Origin of the sequence: Pseudomonas sp. NBRC 111130 (genome assembly GCF_001320485.1) — a bacterium.
Lineage (GTDB): Bacteria > Pseudomonadota > Gammaproteobacteria > Pseudomonadales > Pseudomonadaceae > Aquipseudomonas > Aquipseudomonas vlassakiae.
On the sequence record NZ_BCBG01000100.1, the window covers coordinates 83,792 to 98,754 of the forward strand.

13 protein-coding genes and 4 pseudogenes are annotated in these 14,963 nt (G+C 61.3%); 10 read left to right on the forward strand and 7 right to left on the reverse strand.

Features of this window, described 5'->3' with window-relative positions:
• Nucleotides 1–117: 117 nt before the first annotated feature.
• Both APH33_RS23175 and APH33_RS23180 read left to right on the forward strand, forming a co-directional pair.
• Nucleotides 118–1,851 (forward strand): IlvD/Edd family dehydratase, encoded by a 1,734-nt coding sequence (locus APH33_RS23175; protein ID WP_054887375.1) that lies wholly within the window; start codon nt 118–120, stop codon nt 1,849–1,851.
• A 167-nt stretch (nt 1,852–2,018) separates the two neighbouring features.
• Nucleotides 2,019–2,741, forward strand: coding sequence for a FadR/GntR family transcriptional regulator (locus APH33_RS23180; RefSeq protein WP_054887376.1), 723 nt, complete (start codon nt 2,019–2,021; stop codon nt 2,739–2,741).
• A gap of 36 nt (nt 2,742–2,777) precedes the next feature.
• Here APH33_RS23180 and APH33_RS23185 read toward each other — a convergent pair whose 3' ends face one another.
• On the reverse strand, nt 2,778–3,209 hold the full coding sequence (locus tag APH33_RS23185) for a multidrug/biocide efflux PACE transporter (protein ID WP_054887377.1): 432 nt from the start codon (nt 3,207–3,209) through the stop codon (nt 2,778–2,780).
• Between the two features lie 353 nt (nt 3,210–3,562).
• Here APH33_RS23185 and APH33_RS23190 point away from each other — a divergent pair, with 353 nt between their 5' ends.
• From APH33_RS23190 to APH33_RS28070, 3 genes and pseudogenes are all read left to right on the forward strand, one after another.
• Entirely contained in the window at nt 3,563–4,333 is a 771-nt protein-coding gene (locus tag APH33_RS23190; RefSeq protein WP_054887378.1) for an EAL domain-containing protein, read from the forward strand.
• Nucleotides 4,334–4,393: 60 nt separating this feature from the next.
• Nucleotides 4,394–5,164 (forward strand): annotated as a pseudogene (locus APH33_RS28065) (PAS domain-containing protein); the annotation flags it as partial.
• Nucleotides 5,165–5,272: 108 nt separating this feature from the next.
• Nucleotides 5,273–5,713, forward strand: a pseudogene (locus APH33_RS28070) (methyl-accepting chemotaxis protein); the annotation flags it as partial.
• Nucleotides 5,714–5,722: 9 nt separating this feature from the next.
• Here the strand turns inward: APH33_RS28070 and hutH are convergent.
• From hutH to APH33_RS23215, 4 genes are all read right to left on the reverse strand, one after another.
• Nucleotides 5,723–7,246, reverse strand: coding sequence for a histidine ammonia-lyase (hutH, locus tag APH33_RS23200; protein WP_054887380.1), 1,524 nt, complete (start codon nt 7,244–7,246; stop codon nt 5,723–5,725).
• A 12-nt stretch (nt 7,247–7,258) separates the two neighbouring features.
• Complete coding sequence (locus APH33_RS23205) at nt 7,259–8,092, reverse strand: glycine betaine/L-proline ABC transporter ATP-binding protein (RefSeq protein WP_054887381.1); 834 nt, start codon at nt 8,090–8,092, stop codon at nt 7,259–7,261.
• Nucleotides 8,089–8,940: a proline/glycine betaine ABC transporter permease gene (locus APH33_RS23210; RefSeq protein ID WP_054887382.1), complete on the reverse strand. Its 852-nt coding sequence runs from the start codon at nt 8,938–8,940 to the stop codon at nt 8,089–8,091. The genes APH33_RS23205 and APH33_RS23210 overlap by 4 nt, the downstream gene beginning before the upstream one ends.
• Nucleotides 8,941–9,013: 73 nt before the next feature.
• Nucleotides 9,014–9,982: an ABC transporter substrate-binding protein gene (locus tag APH33_RS23215; RefSeq protein ID WP_054887383.1), complete on the reverse strand. Its 969-nt coding sequence runs from the start codon at nt 9,980–9,982 to the stop codon at nt 9,014–9,016.
• Between the two features lie 173 nt (nt 9,983–10,155).
• On the opposite strand from APH33_RS23215, the gene APH33_RS23220 reads away from it, so the two are divergent.
• The 3 genes from APH33_RS23220 (at nt 10,156) to APH33_RS23230 (ending at nt 12,613) form a co-directional block, all read left to right on the forward strand.
• A complete protein-coding gene (locus tag APH33_RS23220) occupies nt 10,156–11,070 on the forward strand; it encodes a LysR family transcriptional regulator (protein WP_054887384.1) in 915 nt (304 codons plus the stop codon).
• Between the two features lie 197 nt (nt 11,071–11,267).
• Nucleotides 11,268–11,963 (forward strand): 3-oxoacid CoA-transferase subunit A, encoded by a 696-nt coding sequence (locus APH33_RS23225; RefSeq protein WP_054887385.1) that lies wholly within the window; start codon nt 11,268–11,270, stop codon nt 11,961–11,963.
• Nucleotides 11,964–11,971: 8 nt separating this feature from the next.
• Nucleotides 11,972–12,613, forward strand: coding sequence for a 3-oxoacid CoA-transferase subunit B (locus tag APH33_RS23230; protein WP_054887386.1), 642 nt, complete (start codon nt 11,972–11,974; stop codon nt 12,611–12,613).
• Nucleotides 12,614–12,684: 71 nt separating this feature from the next.
• Here APH33_RS23230 and APH33_RS23235 read toward each other — a convergent pair whose 3' ends face one another.
• Nucleotides 12,685–13,401: an IclR family transcriptional regulator gene (locus tag APH33_RS23235; RefSeq protein WP_082433691.1), complete on the reverse strand. Its 717-nt coding sequence runs from the start codon at nt 13,399–13,401 to the stop codon at nt 12,685–12,687.
• An 85-nt stretch (nt 13,402–13,486) separates the two neighbouring features.
• On the opposite strand from APH33_RS23235, the gene APH33_RS27795 reads away from it, so the two are divergent.
• Nucleotides 13,487–13,654, forward strand: a complete 168-nt coding sequence (locus tag APH33_RS27795; RefSeq protein ID WP_256218728.1) for a hypothetical protein — start codon at nt 13,487–13,489, stop codon at nt 13,652–13,654.
• Here the strand turns inward: APH33_RS27795 and APH33_RS23240 are convergent.
• Nucleotides 13,594–13,956, reverse strand: a pseudogene (locus tag APH33_RS23240) (thiamine pyrophosphate-dependent enzyme); the annotation flags it as partial. The gene APH33_RS27795 and the pseudogene APH33_RS23240 sit on opposite strands and share 61 nt — an antisense overlap.
• Between APH33_RS23240 and APH33_RS23245 the strand changes: the two are divergent.
• A pseudogene (locus APH33_RS23245) lies at nt 13,945–14,937 on the forward strand (cytochrome c); the annotation flags it as partial. The pseudogenes APH33_RS23240 and APH33_RS23245 sit on opposite strands and share 12 nt — an antisense overlap.
• Nucleotides 14,938–14,963 lie beyond the last annotated feature (26 nt).

Here is a 14,963-nt window from a genome sequence, read left to right on the forward strand (position 1 = left end):
GCGCGGTGATATGAGCATATAGTATTACTATTTAAATCAACAAGCCTTCACAATGATGATTTTTAGCGATAGAGTCGAAGCATAACGACAAATAGTAATACCAATAAGGTGTCCGTCATGTCTGATAGCAAACGCCCCCTGCGCTCCGCCCAATGGTTCGGCACCGCCGACAAGAACGGCTTCATGTACCGCAGCTGGATGAAGAACCAGGGCATTCCCGACCATGAGTTTCAGGGCAAGCCGATCATCGGCATCTGCAACACCTGGTCCGAGCTGACCCCGTGCAACGCGCACTTTCGCAAGATTGCCGAGCATGTGAAGAAAGGCGTGCTGGAGGCCGGCGGCTTCCCGGTGGAGTTCCCGGTGTTCTCCAGCGGCGAGTCCAACCTGCGCCCCACCGCGATGCTCACCCGCAACCTGGCGAGCATGGACGTGGAAGAAGCCATTCGTGGCAACCCGGTGGACGCCGTGGTGCTGCTGACTGGCTGCGACAAGACCACCCCGGCCCTGCTGATGGGCGCCGCCAGCTGCGACGTGCCGGCGATCGTGGTCACCGGCGGGCCGATGCTCAACGGCAAGCACAAGGGCCGCGACATCGGCGCCGGCACCATCGTCTGGCAAATGCACGAGGCCTACAAAGCCGGGCAGATCGACCTCAACGAGTTCCTTTCGGCCGAAGCTGGCATGTCGCGTTCGGCAGGCACCTGCAACACCATGGGGACCGCTTCGACCATGGCCTGCATGGCCGAGGCCCTGGGGACCTCGCTGCCGCACAATGCGGCGATCCCGGCGGTGGACTCGCGCCGTTACGTGCTCGCTCACCTGTCGGGCATGCGCATCGTCGAGATGGTCAACGAAGACCTGCGCCTGTCGAAGATTCTTACCCGCGAAGCCTTCGAGAATGCCATCCGCGTCAACGCCGCCATTGGTGGCTCGACCAATGCGGTGATCCACTTGAAAGCCATCGCCGGGCGCATCGGCGTCGACCTGCAACTGGAAGACTGGACCCGCGTCGGCCGCGGCACGCCGACCCTGGTCGATCTGCAGCCGTCCGGGCGCTTCCTGATGGAAGAGTTCTACTATGCCGGTGGCCTGCCTGCCGTGATCCGTCGTCTGGGCGAGCACAACCTGCTGCCCCACCCCAGCGCGCTGACCGCCAATGGCAAGAGCCTGTGGCACAACTGCCAGAGCGCACCGCTGTATGACGAAGCGGTCATCCGGCCGATCGACAAGCCGCTGGTGGCCGACGGCGGCATCTGCATCCTGCGCGGCAACCTCGCCCCCAAAGGCGCGGTGCTCAAGCCCTCGGCGGCAACCCCCGAACTGATGCGCCACCGTGGCCGTGCGGTGGTGTTCGAGAACTTCGAAGACTACAAGGCGCGTATCAACGACCCGGCGCTGGAGGTCGACGCCAGCTCGGTGCTGGTGATGAAGCATTGCGGCCCGAAGGGTTACCCGGGCATGGCCGAAGTCGGCAACATGGGCTTGCCAGCCAAGCTGCTGGCCCAGGGCGTGACCGACATGGTGCGCATCTCCGACGCGCGCATGAGCGGCACGGCGTATGGCACCGTGGTCCTGCATGTGGCGCCTGAAGCTGCGGCGGGTGGGCCGTTGGCGGCGGTACGCGAAGGTGACTGGATCGAGCTGGACTGTCATGAGGGCCGCCTGCACCTGGATATTTCCGAGGCGGAACTGGCCGGCCGCCTGGCAGATCTGCAGGTGCCGCAGCCGTTGATCAGCGGAGGCTATGCGAAGTTGTACATCGACCATGTGATGCAGGCCGATGAAGGTTGTGACTTCGACTTTCTGGTGGGCTGCCGAGGCTCTGCTGTGCCCAAGCACTCCCACTGAGCCTGCACTGGCACTGTGCGGGAGCGGGCATGCCCGCGAAGCAAGCAGCGCGGTGCGTGGCACCGGCTTTGCCGGTGTTCGCGGGCCTGCCCGCTGCCACAGGGGCCGGTACAGCTTGACTGATGCTATGATGCCCACCCCGCTCCGATGGACCGCCAGCACCCCACATGAACTACCGCCAGCCCACCACGCGCAAGAGCATGCACGCCACCCTGGTCCAGGACCTCGGCCTGCAGATCGTATCCGGCCAGCTCCAGCCGGGGCAGAAACTGCCCGCCGAAGCCAGCCTGTGCGAGGCCTATGCGATCAGCCGGCCGGTGTTCCGTGAAGCGATGCGCGCCCTCACCGCCAAGGGCCTGATCGAAGCCCGCCCCCGTGTCGGCACCTTGGTGCGCCCGCGCCACGCCTGGCACATGCTCGACCCCGACGTGCTGCACTGGCTGATGCAGGCTACGCCGCAGCAAGAGTTTTTCAACACCCTGTCCAGCGTGCGTTGGGTCATCGAACCTGCCGCCGCCGCACTGGCCGCGACCAATGCCAGCGCCGAGGATGTCGCCTCGATCAGCGAGGCCTATCAGCGCATGGAAGCCGCACGCACCCACGAAGAGCGCCTGCAGCCGGACCTGGACTTCCACGCACGTATCGCCGACGCCACCCACAACGATCTGCTCGCCTACCTGTGCAACATGCTCTCGCTGGCCCTTCGCGAGTCGGTGCGCTACTCCAACCAGCGCCCCAACTTCGACGAACTGGCCCTGCCGCGGCACAAGGCGATCCTCACGGCTATCCAGAACGGTGACGCCCTCGGCGCCCGGCATGCTTCGCTGGTGCAACTGGAAGATGCCCGGGTTGCGTTGAGCAAGGTGCTCGGCCAGGACCCGATCGGCTAAGCCTCACCGCCGCTGCAAGCAAGCACTTCTGAGGCCTCAGGCCACGGCTCGGCGCTGCATGATGAAGTACCGGGCCCGGTCGAACGCCCAGTTGTACACCACGGTGTAGGGCAAGATGATCACGAAGAAGCCCAGCTCGACCATGAACGCCTGCAGCAGCGAGATCTCCAGCATCCAGGCCGCCACCGGCAGGCACCAGACCACCAGGCCCGCCTCGAAGCCCAGACCATGGACGAGGCGCGCCGGGGCTTTCCACTGAATGCGAGGCGTCGCCACGAAGCGGTCGACGAGCGCGTTGTAGACCATGTTCCAGGCCATTGCGATCAGCGACAGCGTGACCGCCAGGGTGCCAGCCGTGGCCAGCGACTTGCCCATGATCCACGAGAGCAAGGGCGCACACAGCAGCACGGCGAAGATTTCATAGCCGACGGCATGGACCATGCGTTCGGTGAAAGAGACTTTGTTCATGGCAGATTCCAACCTGTGGTTACGTGGCCCATTTTCTTTGATGGAACAGATGCTTGCGATATAGCTCCCATCGGTTTTATCAATACCAAAGCGCGCTGAGGGACTCGTAAGTGCAATGGCGTCGCCGCACCGCCCCCAAAGTTGTACAGCCTCAGGCACAGAAGCCCACAAAGACCTCGATATGGCTTTTTTGTCGCCAGATTTGGCCGATACACCGCCTTACCTACGAAAAATAATTGTACAAACAGCTTTCATTGTACAAGTATTGGGGCAATACTTCGCCTCAGGGAGCGTGCAAGCACCTCCAGGACATCGGCACGGAGCCATACCACCGCCCCACACGAGGTGCCAGCTTGTCTACAGAACTCATACCCGTCACGGCTCAGCGGCCCCACGGTTGCCGCAACTGCAAGGACAATCGCGGCTTTGATGTCGATTTCACCATGGCCTTTCAACCGATTGTAAATACCTTCAACAACACTGTATTCGGCTATGAATCTCTGGTTCGCGGCACAGACGGAGCGGGTGCCAAATCCATTTTGGACAAGGTCAATGAGTCTAATCGATACCGCTTCGATCAAGCATGCCGTGTCAAAGCCGTTGAATTAGCCGCAAAAGCCAGCGTTGAAAATTTTTTAAGCATCAATTTTTTACCCAACGCGGTCTATCAAGCAGACGCCTGCATACGCACCACACTGGAGGCCGCCGAGACATTCGGATTCCCGATTGATCGAATCATCTTCGAAGTCACTGAAGGCGAGAGCATCCGTGACAAATCTCATATCAAGAACATCATGAGCTCTTACAGGAAGCAGGGTTTCAAAACGGCTATCGATGATTTCGGCGCCGGCTACTCTGGACTCAACTTACTTGCCGATTTTCAGCCGGACATCATAAAAATCGACATGGATCTCATCCGAGGGATTCAGCACAGCAAAGCCAAAAGAGTGATAACCCATGGAATCGTAACGATATCCAAGGGGCTCGGCATCGAGGTCATCGCCGAAGGCGTAGAAACCTTGGAAGAATTGACGACACTGCAAGACATTGGCGTCAACTTATTTCAAGGGTACTTTTTCGCCAAGCCCGCGATCGAAACCCTCCCCCGTATTAGTTGGCCTTAGCCACGACATCGATGACACAGAAGCACCGAGCCCAAAATCAAAGCAGCACTAGGAAAGCTTATGTTTAATACTCGATTAAAGCTCGAACTTGAACATGCCTCATCGGCGTTAAGGTACACGGAGGCAAGAACGCGCGCCATCGACCTGTCCAACCTGGTAATGGCGCTTACACCGAACGGCACCATCATCAGCGCCAACCAGAACTTGCTACATGCGCTGGATTACCGTCAAGACCAACTGATTGGAAAGCATCACACCCTGCTCGCCCCGAAGGATGACACCCCTACAGGTATAAATAGCGACCTTTGGACAAAATTGCGCAGAGGTGAGTATGTTCGCGATCGGTTTGCGCTCTGCAATAAAGCGGGAACGAAAGTATGGATGGAAGCGAGCTACAATCCGATTCTCCGCTCAGATGGCGGCGTAGAAGAGATCCTGATGCTCGCGACCGTTGTAACAGACCGGGTAAAGATTGAGCAAGAGCAAAGGGATGTAATAGACGCCATCCATCGCGCCATGGCCATTGTCTCGTTCGACCTGAACGGGCACCTCATTGAAGCCAATCAAAACTTTCTGCGCACATTCAAATATGAAGTAAAAGATATCCAGGGCAAGCATCACCGACTGTTTTGCACGCCGCAGGAAGCGGACTCGGCTGAATACCAACAATTCTGGAAACGGCTGAACGCAGGTGAGTTTTTCTCTGGCCGCTTCCAGCGAGTTGACCGGCACGGCAATACCGTCTGGCTGAGCGCGACTTACAACCCGGTCTTCGATACCGAGAACAGGCTGTACAAAATTGTCAAATTTGCTCGCGACATAACACCTCAAGTCAACCACCAACACGCTGAATCAGCGGCTGCCGCGCTGGCTTATGAAATCGCCCACAACACCGACCGCAGCGCTCACGAGGGCGCACTTATCGTTCGGCAAACCATCGCCACGGTGCGAGAAATTGCCGATGAGCTTTCCAGAGCCGCGGAGCAGATTCAGGCAGTCAACAGGCAATCCGAAGCCATCACCCGCATCATTCAAACCATACGCGAGGTTGCCGAGCAAACAAACCTCTTGGCCCTGAATGCAGCGATTGAAGCGGCCCGAGCGGGAGAGCACGGCAGGGGTTTTTCCGTGGTAGCAGACGAAGTTCGCAAGTTGGCAGTGCGTACCGCCCAAGCAACAACGGAGATCAAGGATGTGGTAAAGCGAAACCATGATCTCTCCCTCGTCGCTGTCCACGGCATGCAGAAAAGTCTTGGTAAAGCCGACCTCGGCGTCGAAATGGTTGGCCAGGCGGGACAGGTGATCGAGGACATTCAAAGCGGAGCGCGCCAAGTCGTGGAGGCCGTCAAGCTGTTCAGCAACGCTGTGGAACACTCATGACAGCCCACGTCATAGCAACCCGGGGAAGGCAGCATCCAGCAGCCCTGGCTCCTTCAGGATCGCGGCACTGCTGACGATATCCGGGGCCAGCCATCGGTCCTGGACATAGGCCGGCACCCGCTCGCGCAGCAAGCGCCAGGCAACCTCCGTCCCTGCCCCAAAACGCTGCTCCTTGAGGAACTCGAATGCCTGGGCCGCCAACAGGTACTCGATGGCAAGGATCTGCGTGCAGTTCTCCAAGGCGCGGTGCAGCTTCAACCCGGCATTGGTGCCCATGCTCAAGTGATCCTCCTGCAGCCCGGAGGTGACGTAGTTGTCGATGACAGCCGGTTGCGCCAACTGGCGGTTTTCCGCACACAGGGAAGCGGCCACGTACTGGACAATCATCATGCCCGAATTCACCCCGGGCTGGCTGACCAGGAACGCCGGCAAGCCACTGACCAACGGGTTGATCAGGCGGTCGAGCCGGCGCTCGGCAATCGCCCCGATCTCGGCCACCGCGATGGCCAGCAAGTCAGCCGCCATGGCCACCGACTGGCCGTGCGGGTTCGCCTGGGAAACCACTCGATAGGACTCGGGCGTACCCAGCAACATCGGGTTGTCGGTCGTGGAATTGAGTTCGGTTTCGATCTGCCGCGCAGCGTGGGCCAACTGATCGCGGGCGGCGCCATGAACCTGCGGGATCGAACGAATGCTCAAGGCATCCTGGGTGCGGATGCCATGGCTGCTGGCAATGACTTCGCTGCCGTCAAGCAGGCGGCGCAAGTTGCTGCCCACACGCTGCATGCCGGGGTGCGGTTTGAGCGCGATGACTTGCGCGTCGAACGCATCGAGTTGGCCACGCAGGGCTTCGAAGCTCATTGCACCGATCACGTCCGCCCATTGGCTCAACCGCGTGGCGTCATCCAGAGACAGGCAGCTCAGGCCGGTCATGCACGGGGTGCCGTTGACCAGGCACAGGCCATCCTTGGCGCCCAGCCTGACCGGCGCCAGGCCAACCTCGGCCAAGGCTTGCTGCGCAGGTACGATCTGACCGCGATAGCTGACCTGGCCGACGCCCAGCAAGCTGATGCTGATATGGGCCATGTGGGTCAGATATCCCACCGACCCCTGCTTCGGAACCTGTGGGGTAATGTGCTGATTGAGCAGTGTCAGCAGCGCCTCGACCACCTTGCGTTGCAGGCCGGAACGGCCCTGGCTGAAATTGATGACCGCCGCGCACATGATCGCCCGGGTCTGTTCATCCGACAGCGCTGCCCCCACGCCGCAGGCATGGCTGAGCAGGGTATTGCGCGACAACTGGCTGAGCTGTTCGTCTTGCAATGAGACATTGCACAAGGCGCCAAGCCCGGTGTTGACACCATAGGCGCGTTCACCGCTGGCAACGATGCGCTGGACAATCGCCTGGGCGTTGTCGATCCGCGCCCAGGCCGAGGGCGCCAGCTCTAGCCTGGCGCCATGCCGCGCCACGGCCACCACGTCCTGCCAGTGAACAGGCGCATCGGCGATGATGATTTTTTTGGCAAACGACATACACGCAATTCCTTAAAGCGAAGCTACGCGGCGCTGCACGAAACGATCGACGTATTCGTCCGCAGGCTGATAGAGGATTTCCTTCGGCGTGCCGACCTGGATCAGGCGACCGTCTTTGAGAATGGCAATCCGGTTGCCGATACGCACCGCTTCATCGAGGTCGTGGGTGATGAAGACGATGGTCTTGTGCAGGGTCTTCTGCAGCTCCAGCAGCTGGTCCTGCATTTCGGCGCGAATCAGCGGGTCGAGCGCACTGAAGGCTTCGTCCATGAGGATGATGTCAGTGTCGGCGGCCAAGGCACGGGCCAGGCCGACGCGCTGGCGCATCCCGCCCGATAACTGGTGCGGGTACGATTTTTCATACCCCTTCAAGCCCACGGTGTTGATCCAGTGCAGGGCTCGCTCAGTGCACGTGGCCTTGTTCTCGCCACGGACTTTCAGGCCATAGGCGACGTTGTCCAGCACGCTGCGGTGCGGCAGCAGGCCGAAGCTCTGGAACACCATGCTGATCTTGTGTCGGCGGAATTCCCGCAGGGCCGGCAGGTCGTATTGCAGGATGTCCTCGCCATCGACCAGGATCTGGCCACTGGTGGGGTCGATCAGGCGGTTGAAGTGGCGCACCAGGGTTGATTTGCCCGAGCCCGACAGCCCCATGATCACGAAGATCTCACCGCTGCCGATGGACAACGAAAGGTCGTTGACGCCAACCACACAGCCGGTTTCGGCCAGCACCTGGTCCTTGGCCTTCTTCTGGCGGATCAGTGCCAGGGCCTCTTCGGCGCGCGCCCCGAAAATCTTGAAGACGTTCTTCACTTCGATCTTGTTCATCATCTGCTTGGCGCTCATTTGCCCACCCCATGCCGTGGCCGGCCATAAGCCTGGGTAATACGGTCGATCACGACCGCCAGAATCACAATGGCCAGGCCCGCTTCCAGGCCACGGCCGACGTTGAGGGTCTGAATGCCGACCAGGACGTCTTCACCCAGGCCACGGGCCCCGATCATCGACGCGATGACCACCATCGACAGGGCCATCATGGTGGTCTGGTTGATACCCGCCATGATGCTCGGCAACGCCAGGGGCAGTTGCACGCCGAACAGCTGCTGCAGGCGATTGGCGCCGAAGGCATTGATTGCCTCCATCACTTCGCCATCCACCTGGCGAATCCCCAGATCGGTCAAGCGGATCAGTGGCGGGGCGGCATAGATGACGGTGGCAAAGATCGCCGGCACCTTGCCCAGGCCGAACAGCATCAGCACCGGGATCAGGTACACGAAGCTGGGCATGGTCTGCATGATGTCGAGCAGCGGCATCAACACCGCCCGCAGGCGGTCGTTGCGCGCCGACAGGATCCCCAGCGGAATGCCCACCAGCACCGAGATCAGCGTGGCCACCAGCATCAGCGCCAGGGTCTGCATCAGCTTGTCCCAGAGGCCTACCGCACCGACCAGGAACAGCAAGCCGACGATCACGGCGGTGGCCGCGACCTTGCGGGTGGCGTGCCAGGCAATACCCGCGACGATGGCCAGCACCAGCCACCAAGGGGTCGCGCGCAGCAGGCCTTCGAGGTTGACGATGGCCCACAACAGGGTGTCGGAGACGTGCCGGAACACATCGCCGTAGTTGCTTACCAGCGCATCGACCCAGCCATTGACCCAGTCGGCAATGGAGAACGTGAAGTTTTTGGGAAACATGGAATTGTCTCGAGCAAGTGCATGGAGCGGACCGACGTGGGTTTATCCGGCAAGCGCCGGACGCCCCCCGCTTTCAGAGTGCCGCATCGACCTTCTTGGCTGCGTCTTCGCTGACCCAGCTGTGCCAGACTTCGGGGTGTTCCTTGAGGAACAACCTGGCCAGCTCCGGCGACTCGATACGGTCTTTGCTCATGCGCGCCAGGTTCTGGTTCAGCAGGTCGATCGGCAGATTGACCTTTTCCAGTACCGCCACCAGTTCCGGCGCCTGCTCGTGGAAGGCCTTGGACACCCCCACCTTGATGGTCACGGATTTGTCCACGCCGGGCTTCTCGTCCAGCTTGACCAGGTCGGCCTGGCCCATCAACGGCGTCGGTGACCAGTAGTAGAACAGGATCGGCTCACCACGCTTGTAGCTCGACAGCACGGCGGCATCCAGCGCCGGGCCGGTGCCCGGGCGGAAGTTGGTATAGGTGTTCTCCAGGCCGTATTGCTTGAGCATTTCGCTGTTGTCCAGCTCACAGGTCCAGCCGGCCGGGCAATTGTAGAAGCGCCCCTTGTCCGGTTCTTCCGGGTCCTGGAAGACCTGAGCGTATTGTCCCAGGTCGGCGATGCGCTTGAGGTTGGGTGCCTTGGCTTCGAGTTTGCGCCTGGCATCGCCTTCGATCACATAACGCGGCACGTACCAGCCCTCGACCGCGCCTACCACCGGGGCGCCGACGCCGACGACCTTGCCGGCAGCCGCAGCCTTGTTCCATACCTCGCTGCGCCCTACCCATTCTTCGGCGAACACCTGGATATCGTTGCTGCTCAGGGCGTTCTCCATGGAGATGGAGTTACCCGGCAGGCTATCGGTATCGCAGCCGTAACCGTTTTTCAGCACGAACTGCATCACGTCGGTGAGCAGCATCCCGCTTTCCCAGTTCAAACCGGCGAATTTGACCGGTTTGCCAGACTCGCACCAGTTGGCGGCCTGGCTGCCGCCAGCGCACGCCAGCAACCCGAGAGAGAGTGTCGTGGTCAGCAGAGCCTTTGTAATTGTCATTGTGACGCTCCCAAACAAGAACATTGATTGCAGTATTCGAGGGCATCCGGCCCAAAGAGGGACGCCAGCCTGGCTGGCGTGCCGTCCTTGGTGAGCACTGCGCAGGAGAAATATTTCACAATGTAAAAAAAGGATAAAATAATAAGTGCTGATGCATCACAAAGGAAAAACCTATGAAGTTCACACTGCGCCAACTGCGCTATGCGCTCGCAGCGGCCAAGCATGGAAACCTGACGGCTGCGGCCATGGAACTGCATGTTTCACAACCCTCCATCTCGGCCGCCATCACCGAGCTGGAGGAGGTGCTGGGGCAATCGATCTTCATCCGCCAACGGGGCCTGGGCATATCGCTGACACCCTTCGGTCGCACAGTCATGGTCCAGGCCCGTCGCGTGCTGGCAGAGGCGCAGACCTTTGCCGAAATCAATGCCAATGCAGGTGAGTGCGTCGGCGAACTGGTGGTCGGCTGTTTCGAAGACCTGGCGCCCTATTGCCTGCCGCAAATCGTGCGGCGGATGCAGGAGTCCTGCCCACGAGTCACGGTCGACATGCGCGATGGCAGCTTCGATTTCGTGGGCAAGCGGCTCAGTGAAGGGGCGATAGAACTGGCGATCACCTACGACCTGGGTTTGCCGCCGAACACCCACTGCACTCAGCTGTGTGAGCTGACCGCTCAGGTACTGCTGGCGGCCGATCACCCCTTGGCCAGGCAGCCGCGCGTCAGCCTCAAGGCATTGGCGCAATACACCTTGGTGGTCACCGATCAGGCGCAAAGTTGGCAGCATGTGCTGGACCTGTTCAGCTTCTACGACCTGTCACCGGCCGTTGTGCACCGTGTGCGCACCTTCGAGCTGCAGCGTAGCCTCGTCGCCAACGGCTTTGGCGTGGCGCTGATCTATACCCGGCCATTTGGTGACCGCAGCTACGATGGGCAAGCGCTGGTCTGCCGGCCGACCGAGGAGAAGCTGCCCACCCACAGCATCGTTCTGGCGCATGACCAGCGCTATCCGCTGACGCCTTCGGCCGAGGCGTTCAAGGCGCTGGCGGTGGCCTGGTTCGCCGAGCGGCCGTCGTTTGCATCGGAGTGAATGCCAGGCAGCCGGGCCGCTCAGAAATCGCACAACAGTTCGGTAATCGCACAAATTCCTCTCCACCCTCTCTACTGTTTCACGCTATTGCGGCACGCTATGGGCAGTCAGCACACAACGCCAACGCGCTGCATGGCCCCACCGCGTCAACGCGGCAGGTCGACAATTCATACTCCAGGAAGAACCAGGAGCTCGCTGTGATCAATAAAACGTTTGAGTCCATCGCCAGCGCGGTGGAAGGGATTACCGACGGTTCGACCATCATGGTCGGTGGCTTCGGCACCGCCGGGATGCCGTCCGAACTCATCGATGGCCTGATCGCCACCGGTGCCCGCGACCTGACCATCATCAGCAACAACGCCGGCAACGGCGAGATCGGCCTGGCCGCTCTGCTGATGGCCGGCAGCGTGCGCAAGGTAATCTGCTCCTTCCCGCGCCAGTCCGACTCCTACGTGTTCGACGAACTGTACCGTGCCGGCAAGATCGAACTGGAAGTGGTGCCACAAGGCAACCTGGCGGAGCGCATCCGCGCCGCGGGTTCGGGCATCGGGGCGTTTTTCTCGCCGACCGGCTATGGCACCCTGCTCGCCGAAGGCAAGGAAACCCGTGAAATCGACGGCCGCATGTACGTGCTGGAAATGCCACTGCACGCCGACTTTGCACTGATCAAGGCGCACAAGGGTGACCGCTGGGGCAACCTGGTCTACCGCAAGGCCGCGCGCAACTTCGGCCCGATCATGGCCATGGCGGCCAAGACCGCCATCGCCCAGGTCGACCAGGTCGTCGAGCTCGGTGAGCTGGACCCGGAGCACATCATCACCCCGGGTATTTTCGTCCAGCGCGTGGTCGCCGTTTCCGGCGCTGCCGCTTCTTCGATCGCCAACGCTGTCTGAGGCCTGCCATGACCATCACCAAAAAGCTCTCCCGCACCGAGATGGCCCAGCGCGTGGCCGCAGACATCCAGGAAGGCGCCTACGTCAACCTGGGCATCGGCGCACCGACCCTGGTGGCCAACTACCTGGGCGACAAGGAAGTGTTCCTGCACAGCGAGAACGGCCTGCTGGGCATGGGCCCGAGCCCGGCGCCAGGCGAGGAAGACGACGACCTGATTAACGCCGGCAAGCAACACGTGACCCTGCTCACCGGCGGTGCTTTCTTCCACCACGCCGACTCGTTCTCGATGATGCGTGGCGGCCACCTGGACATCGCCGTACTGGGTGCCTTCCAGGTGTCGGTCAAGGGCGACCTGGCCAACTGGCACACCGGCGCCGAAGGTTCGATCCCCGCCGTGGGCGGCGCGATGGACCTGGCCACGGGCGCCCGCCAGGTGTTCGTGATGATGGACCACCTGACCAAAACCGGCGAAAGCAAGCTGGTGCCTGAGTGCACCTACCCGCTGACCGGCATCGGCTGCGTCAGCCGCATCTATACCGACCTGGCCGTGCTGGAAGTCACCGCCGATGGCCTGAAAGTGGTAGAGATCTGCGCGGACATCGACTTCGACGAGCTGCAGAAGCTCAGTGGCGTGCCGCTGATTCAGTGATCTGCTGAACCTGACCGAACGGCTACAGCGGTCATTGCGCTAGTAGCCGCCCCGCGTCCAGCTGGCGATGTTTACTTCCCGGCTGCCGGCAAGCCATCTGCGGCCTTGCAGCCAAGGCTGCGCATCAGGTCACGGGTAGCGTCGAAGAAGATGTCGTTGAAGGCTTCGGCACACTCCGGGGTGAGCCGGCTGGATGGGCCGGAAAGCACCAGTGCGCCGACCAGCTCGTCGCCAGCGCCGTACACGGGAAAGGCGACCGATGCGGCATGCGGGTCTGTGGCTCCCATCGAGTAAAACGGCTTTTGCATGGCGATACCGCTGGCGAACGGCGCGCGCAACGCCTGGGCCCCAGCGGCGTCGTCCATCGGCCGCATGTCGCCGGGCTGGACGTGCATGCGCAGTCGATGGGGCGAATTGACGCGGTACTGACACATCCGATACGCGCCGTGTCGCACGTAGAACGAGGCCGTCTCGCCGGTACGCTCTGCCAACAGGTGCAGCCTGGGCATCACGTGGCGCTCCAGATCAATGCCCTCCTCATACACCGCATTGAGCCGCATGACCTCGCTGGCCAGCTGGTAGCGCCCATCTGCCATGCGATTGACGAAACCATGGTTCTCCAGCGAGACCATCAAACGCATGATGGTACTTTTGATCAGTCCGGTACGCTCGACAAGCTCCACAAGGGTCAAGGACGTGTCGCCCACCTGGAACGCCGAGAGCACTGTCAGCACGCGGTCAGCCGAAGCCACGCCATTCACCGCAGGACGCGGCCGAACATTAACCATCCGTAGATCCTCACATTTGATTTGCCCAAGTCTTTGTCAGGGCCCAGATGAATCATTATCTGCGAATGCCCTGGCAACCGCCATCATGCCAGCAAGAGCCGATGCGGCACCATCATCGTCGACGGTGAAGAACCTCGAGCAGAAAACCAGCAGGCCCGTCATCGCGCCTGCCGGCCCACTGCAAAGCGTGGCTCAGATGGCCATGCTGCGCTCACGCAACTGCATGTTCAGGATGAAGTCGTTCTCGCTGTAGTCCACCGGGCAGTCGATCACGTGCACGCCAGGGGTCTTGATGCAGTGCTCGAGCAGTGGCAGCAAGGCTTCGGCGCTTTCGACGCGGTGACCATTGGCACCATAGGCTTCGGCGTATTTGACGAAGTCCGGGTTGCCGTAGTCCAGGCCGAAATCGGTGAAGCCCATGTTGGCCTGCTTCCAGCGGATCATGCCGTAGCCATCGTCACGCAGGATCACCACGGTGATGTGCATGCCCAGACGGGCCGCAGTTTCCAGCTCCTGGCTGTTCATCATGAAGCCGCCGTCGCCGCACACCGAGACGGCATTCGCAAGGATGGCAGTACCCTCTACCCCGCCATGCCCTACCCCTCGTACGCCAAGGTCACCGACCAGGACATCGCCGACCTCTATGCCTACTTCATGAAAGGTGTGCAGCCGGTGGCCGAGGCCAACCGCGAAAGCGACATCCCCTGGCCGATGAACATGCGCTGGCCGCTGGCGTTCTGGCGCTGGACGTTCGCCCCGAAGGTCGCCACCGAAACGGCCAGCACGCCAGACCCACAACTGGAGCGCGGCCGCTATCTGGTCAACGGCCTCGGTCACTGCGGGAGTTGCCATACCCCACGCGGCATCGGCATGCAGGAAAAATCGCTAACCGACAGCGATGGCGACCACTTCCTGGCCGGCGGCGCACCGCTGGAAGGCTGGGTGGCGAAAAGCCTGCGCGGCGACGCGCACGATGGCCTGGGCAGTTGGAGCACCGAGGAGCTCGCGCAGTTCCTGAAAACCGGCCGCACGGAACGCACGGCGGTGTTCGGTAGCATGACCGATGTCATCCAGCACAGCATGCAACACCTGACCGATGCTGATCGCCTGGCCATCGCTCACTACCTCAAGAGCTTGCCTCCGGTGAATGCGTCGCCTGCCGTCAAAGCCGAAAGCAACACCGCTTTGCAACTGAGCCGCATGGACGTGAGTACCCCGGGCGCTCGCACCTACATCGACAACTGCATGGCCTGCCACCGCAGCGACGGCCGCGGTTACGCCGAGGTGTTCCCGGCCCTGGCCGGCAACCCGGTACTCAATGGCAAGGATGCGACCTCGCTGATCCATATCGTGCTGGACGGCGGCTACCTGCCGGGCAACCAGCATGCCCCCACCGGTTACGGCATGCCCAGCTTCGCCTGGCGCCTTGGCGATCAGGAAGTGGCAGACGTGGTGTCGTTCATTCGCTCGGGCTGGGGAAATTCAGGCTCGCCTGTGTCCACGGACGAAGTGGCGAAGCAACGCATGCAGCACTGATGCAACAGCCATGGCCCCGCGCCTCT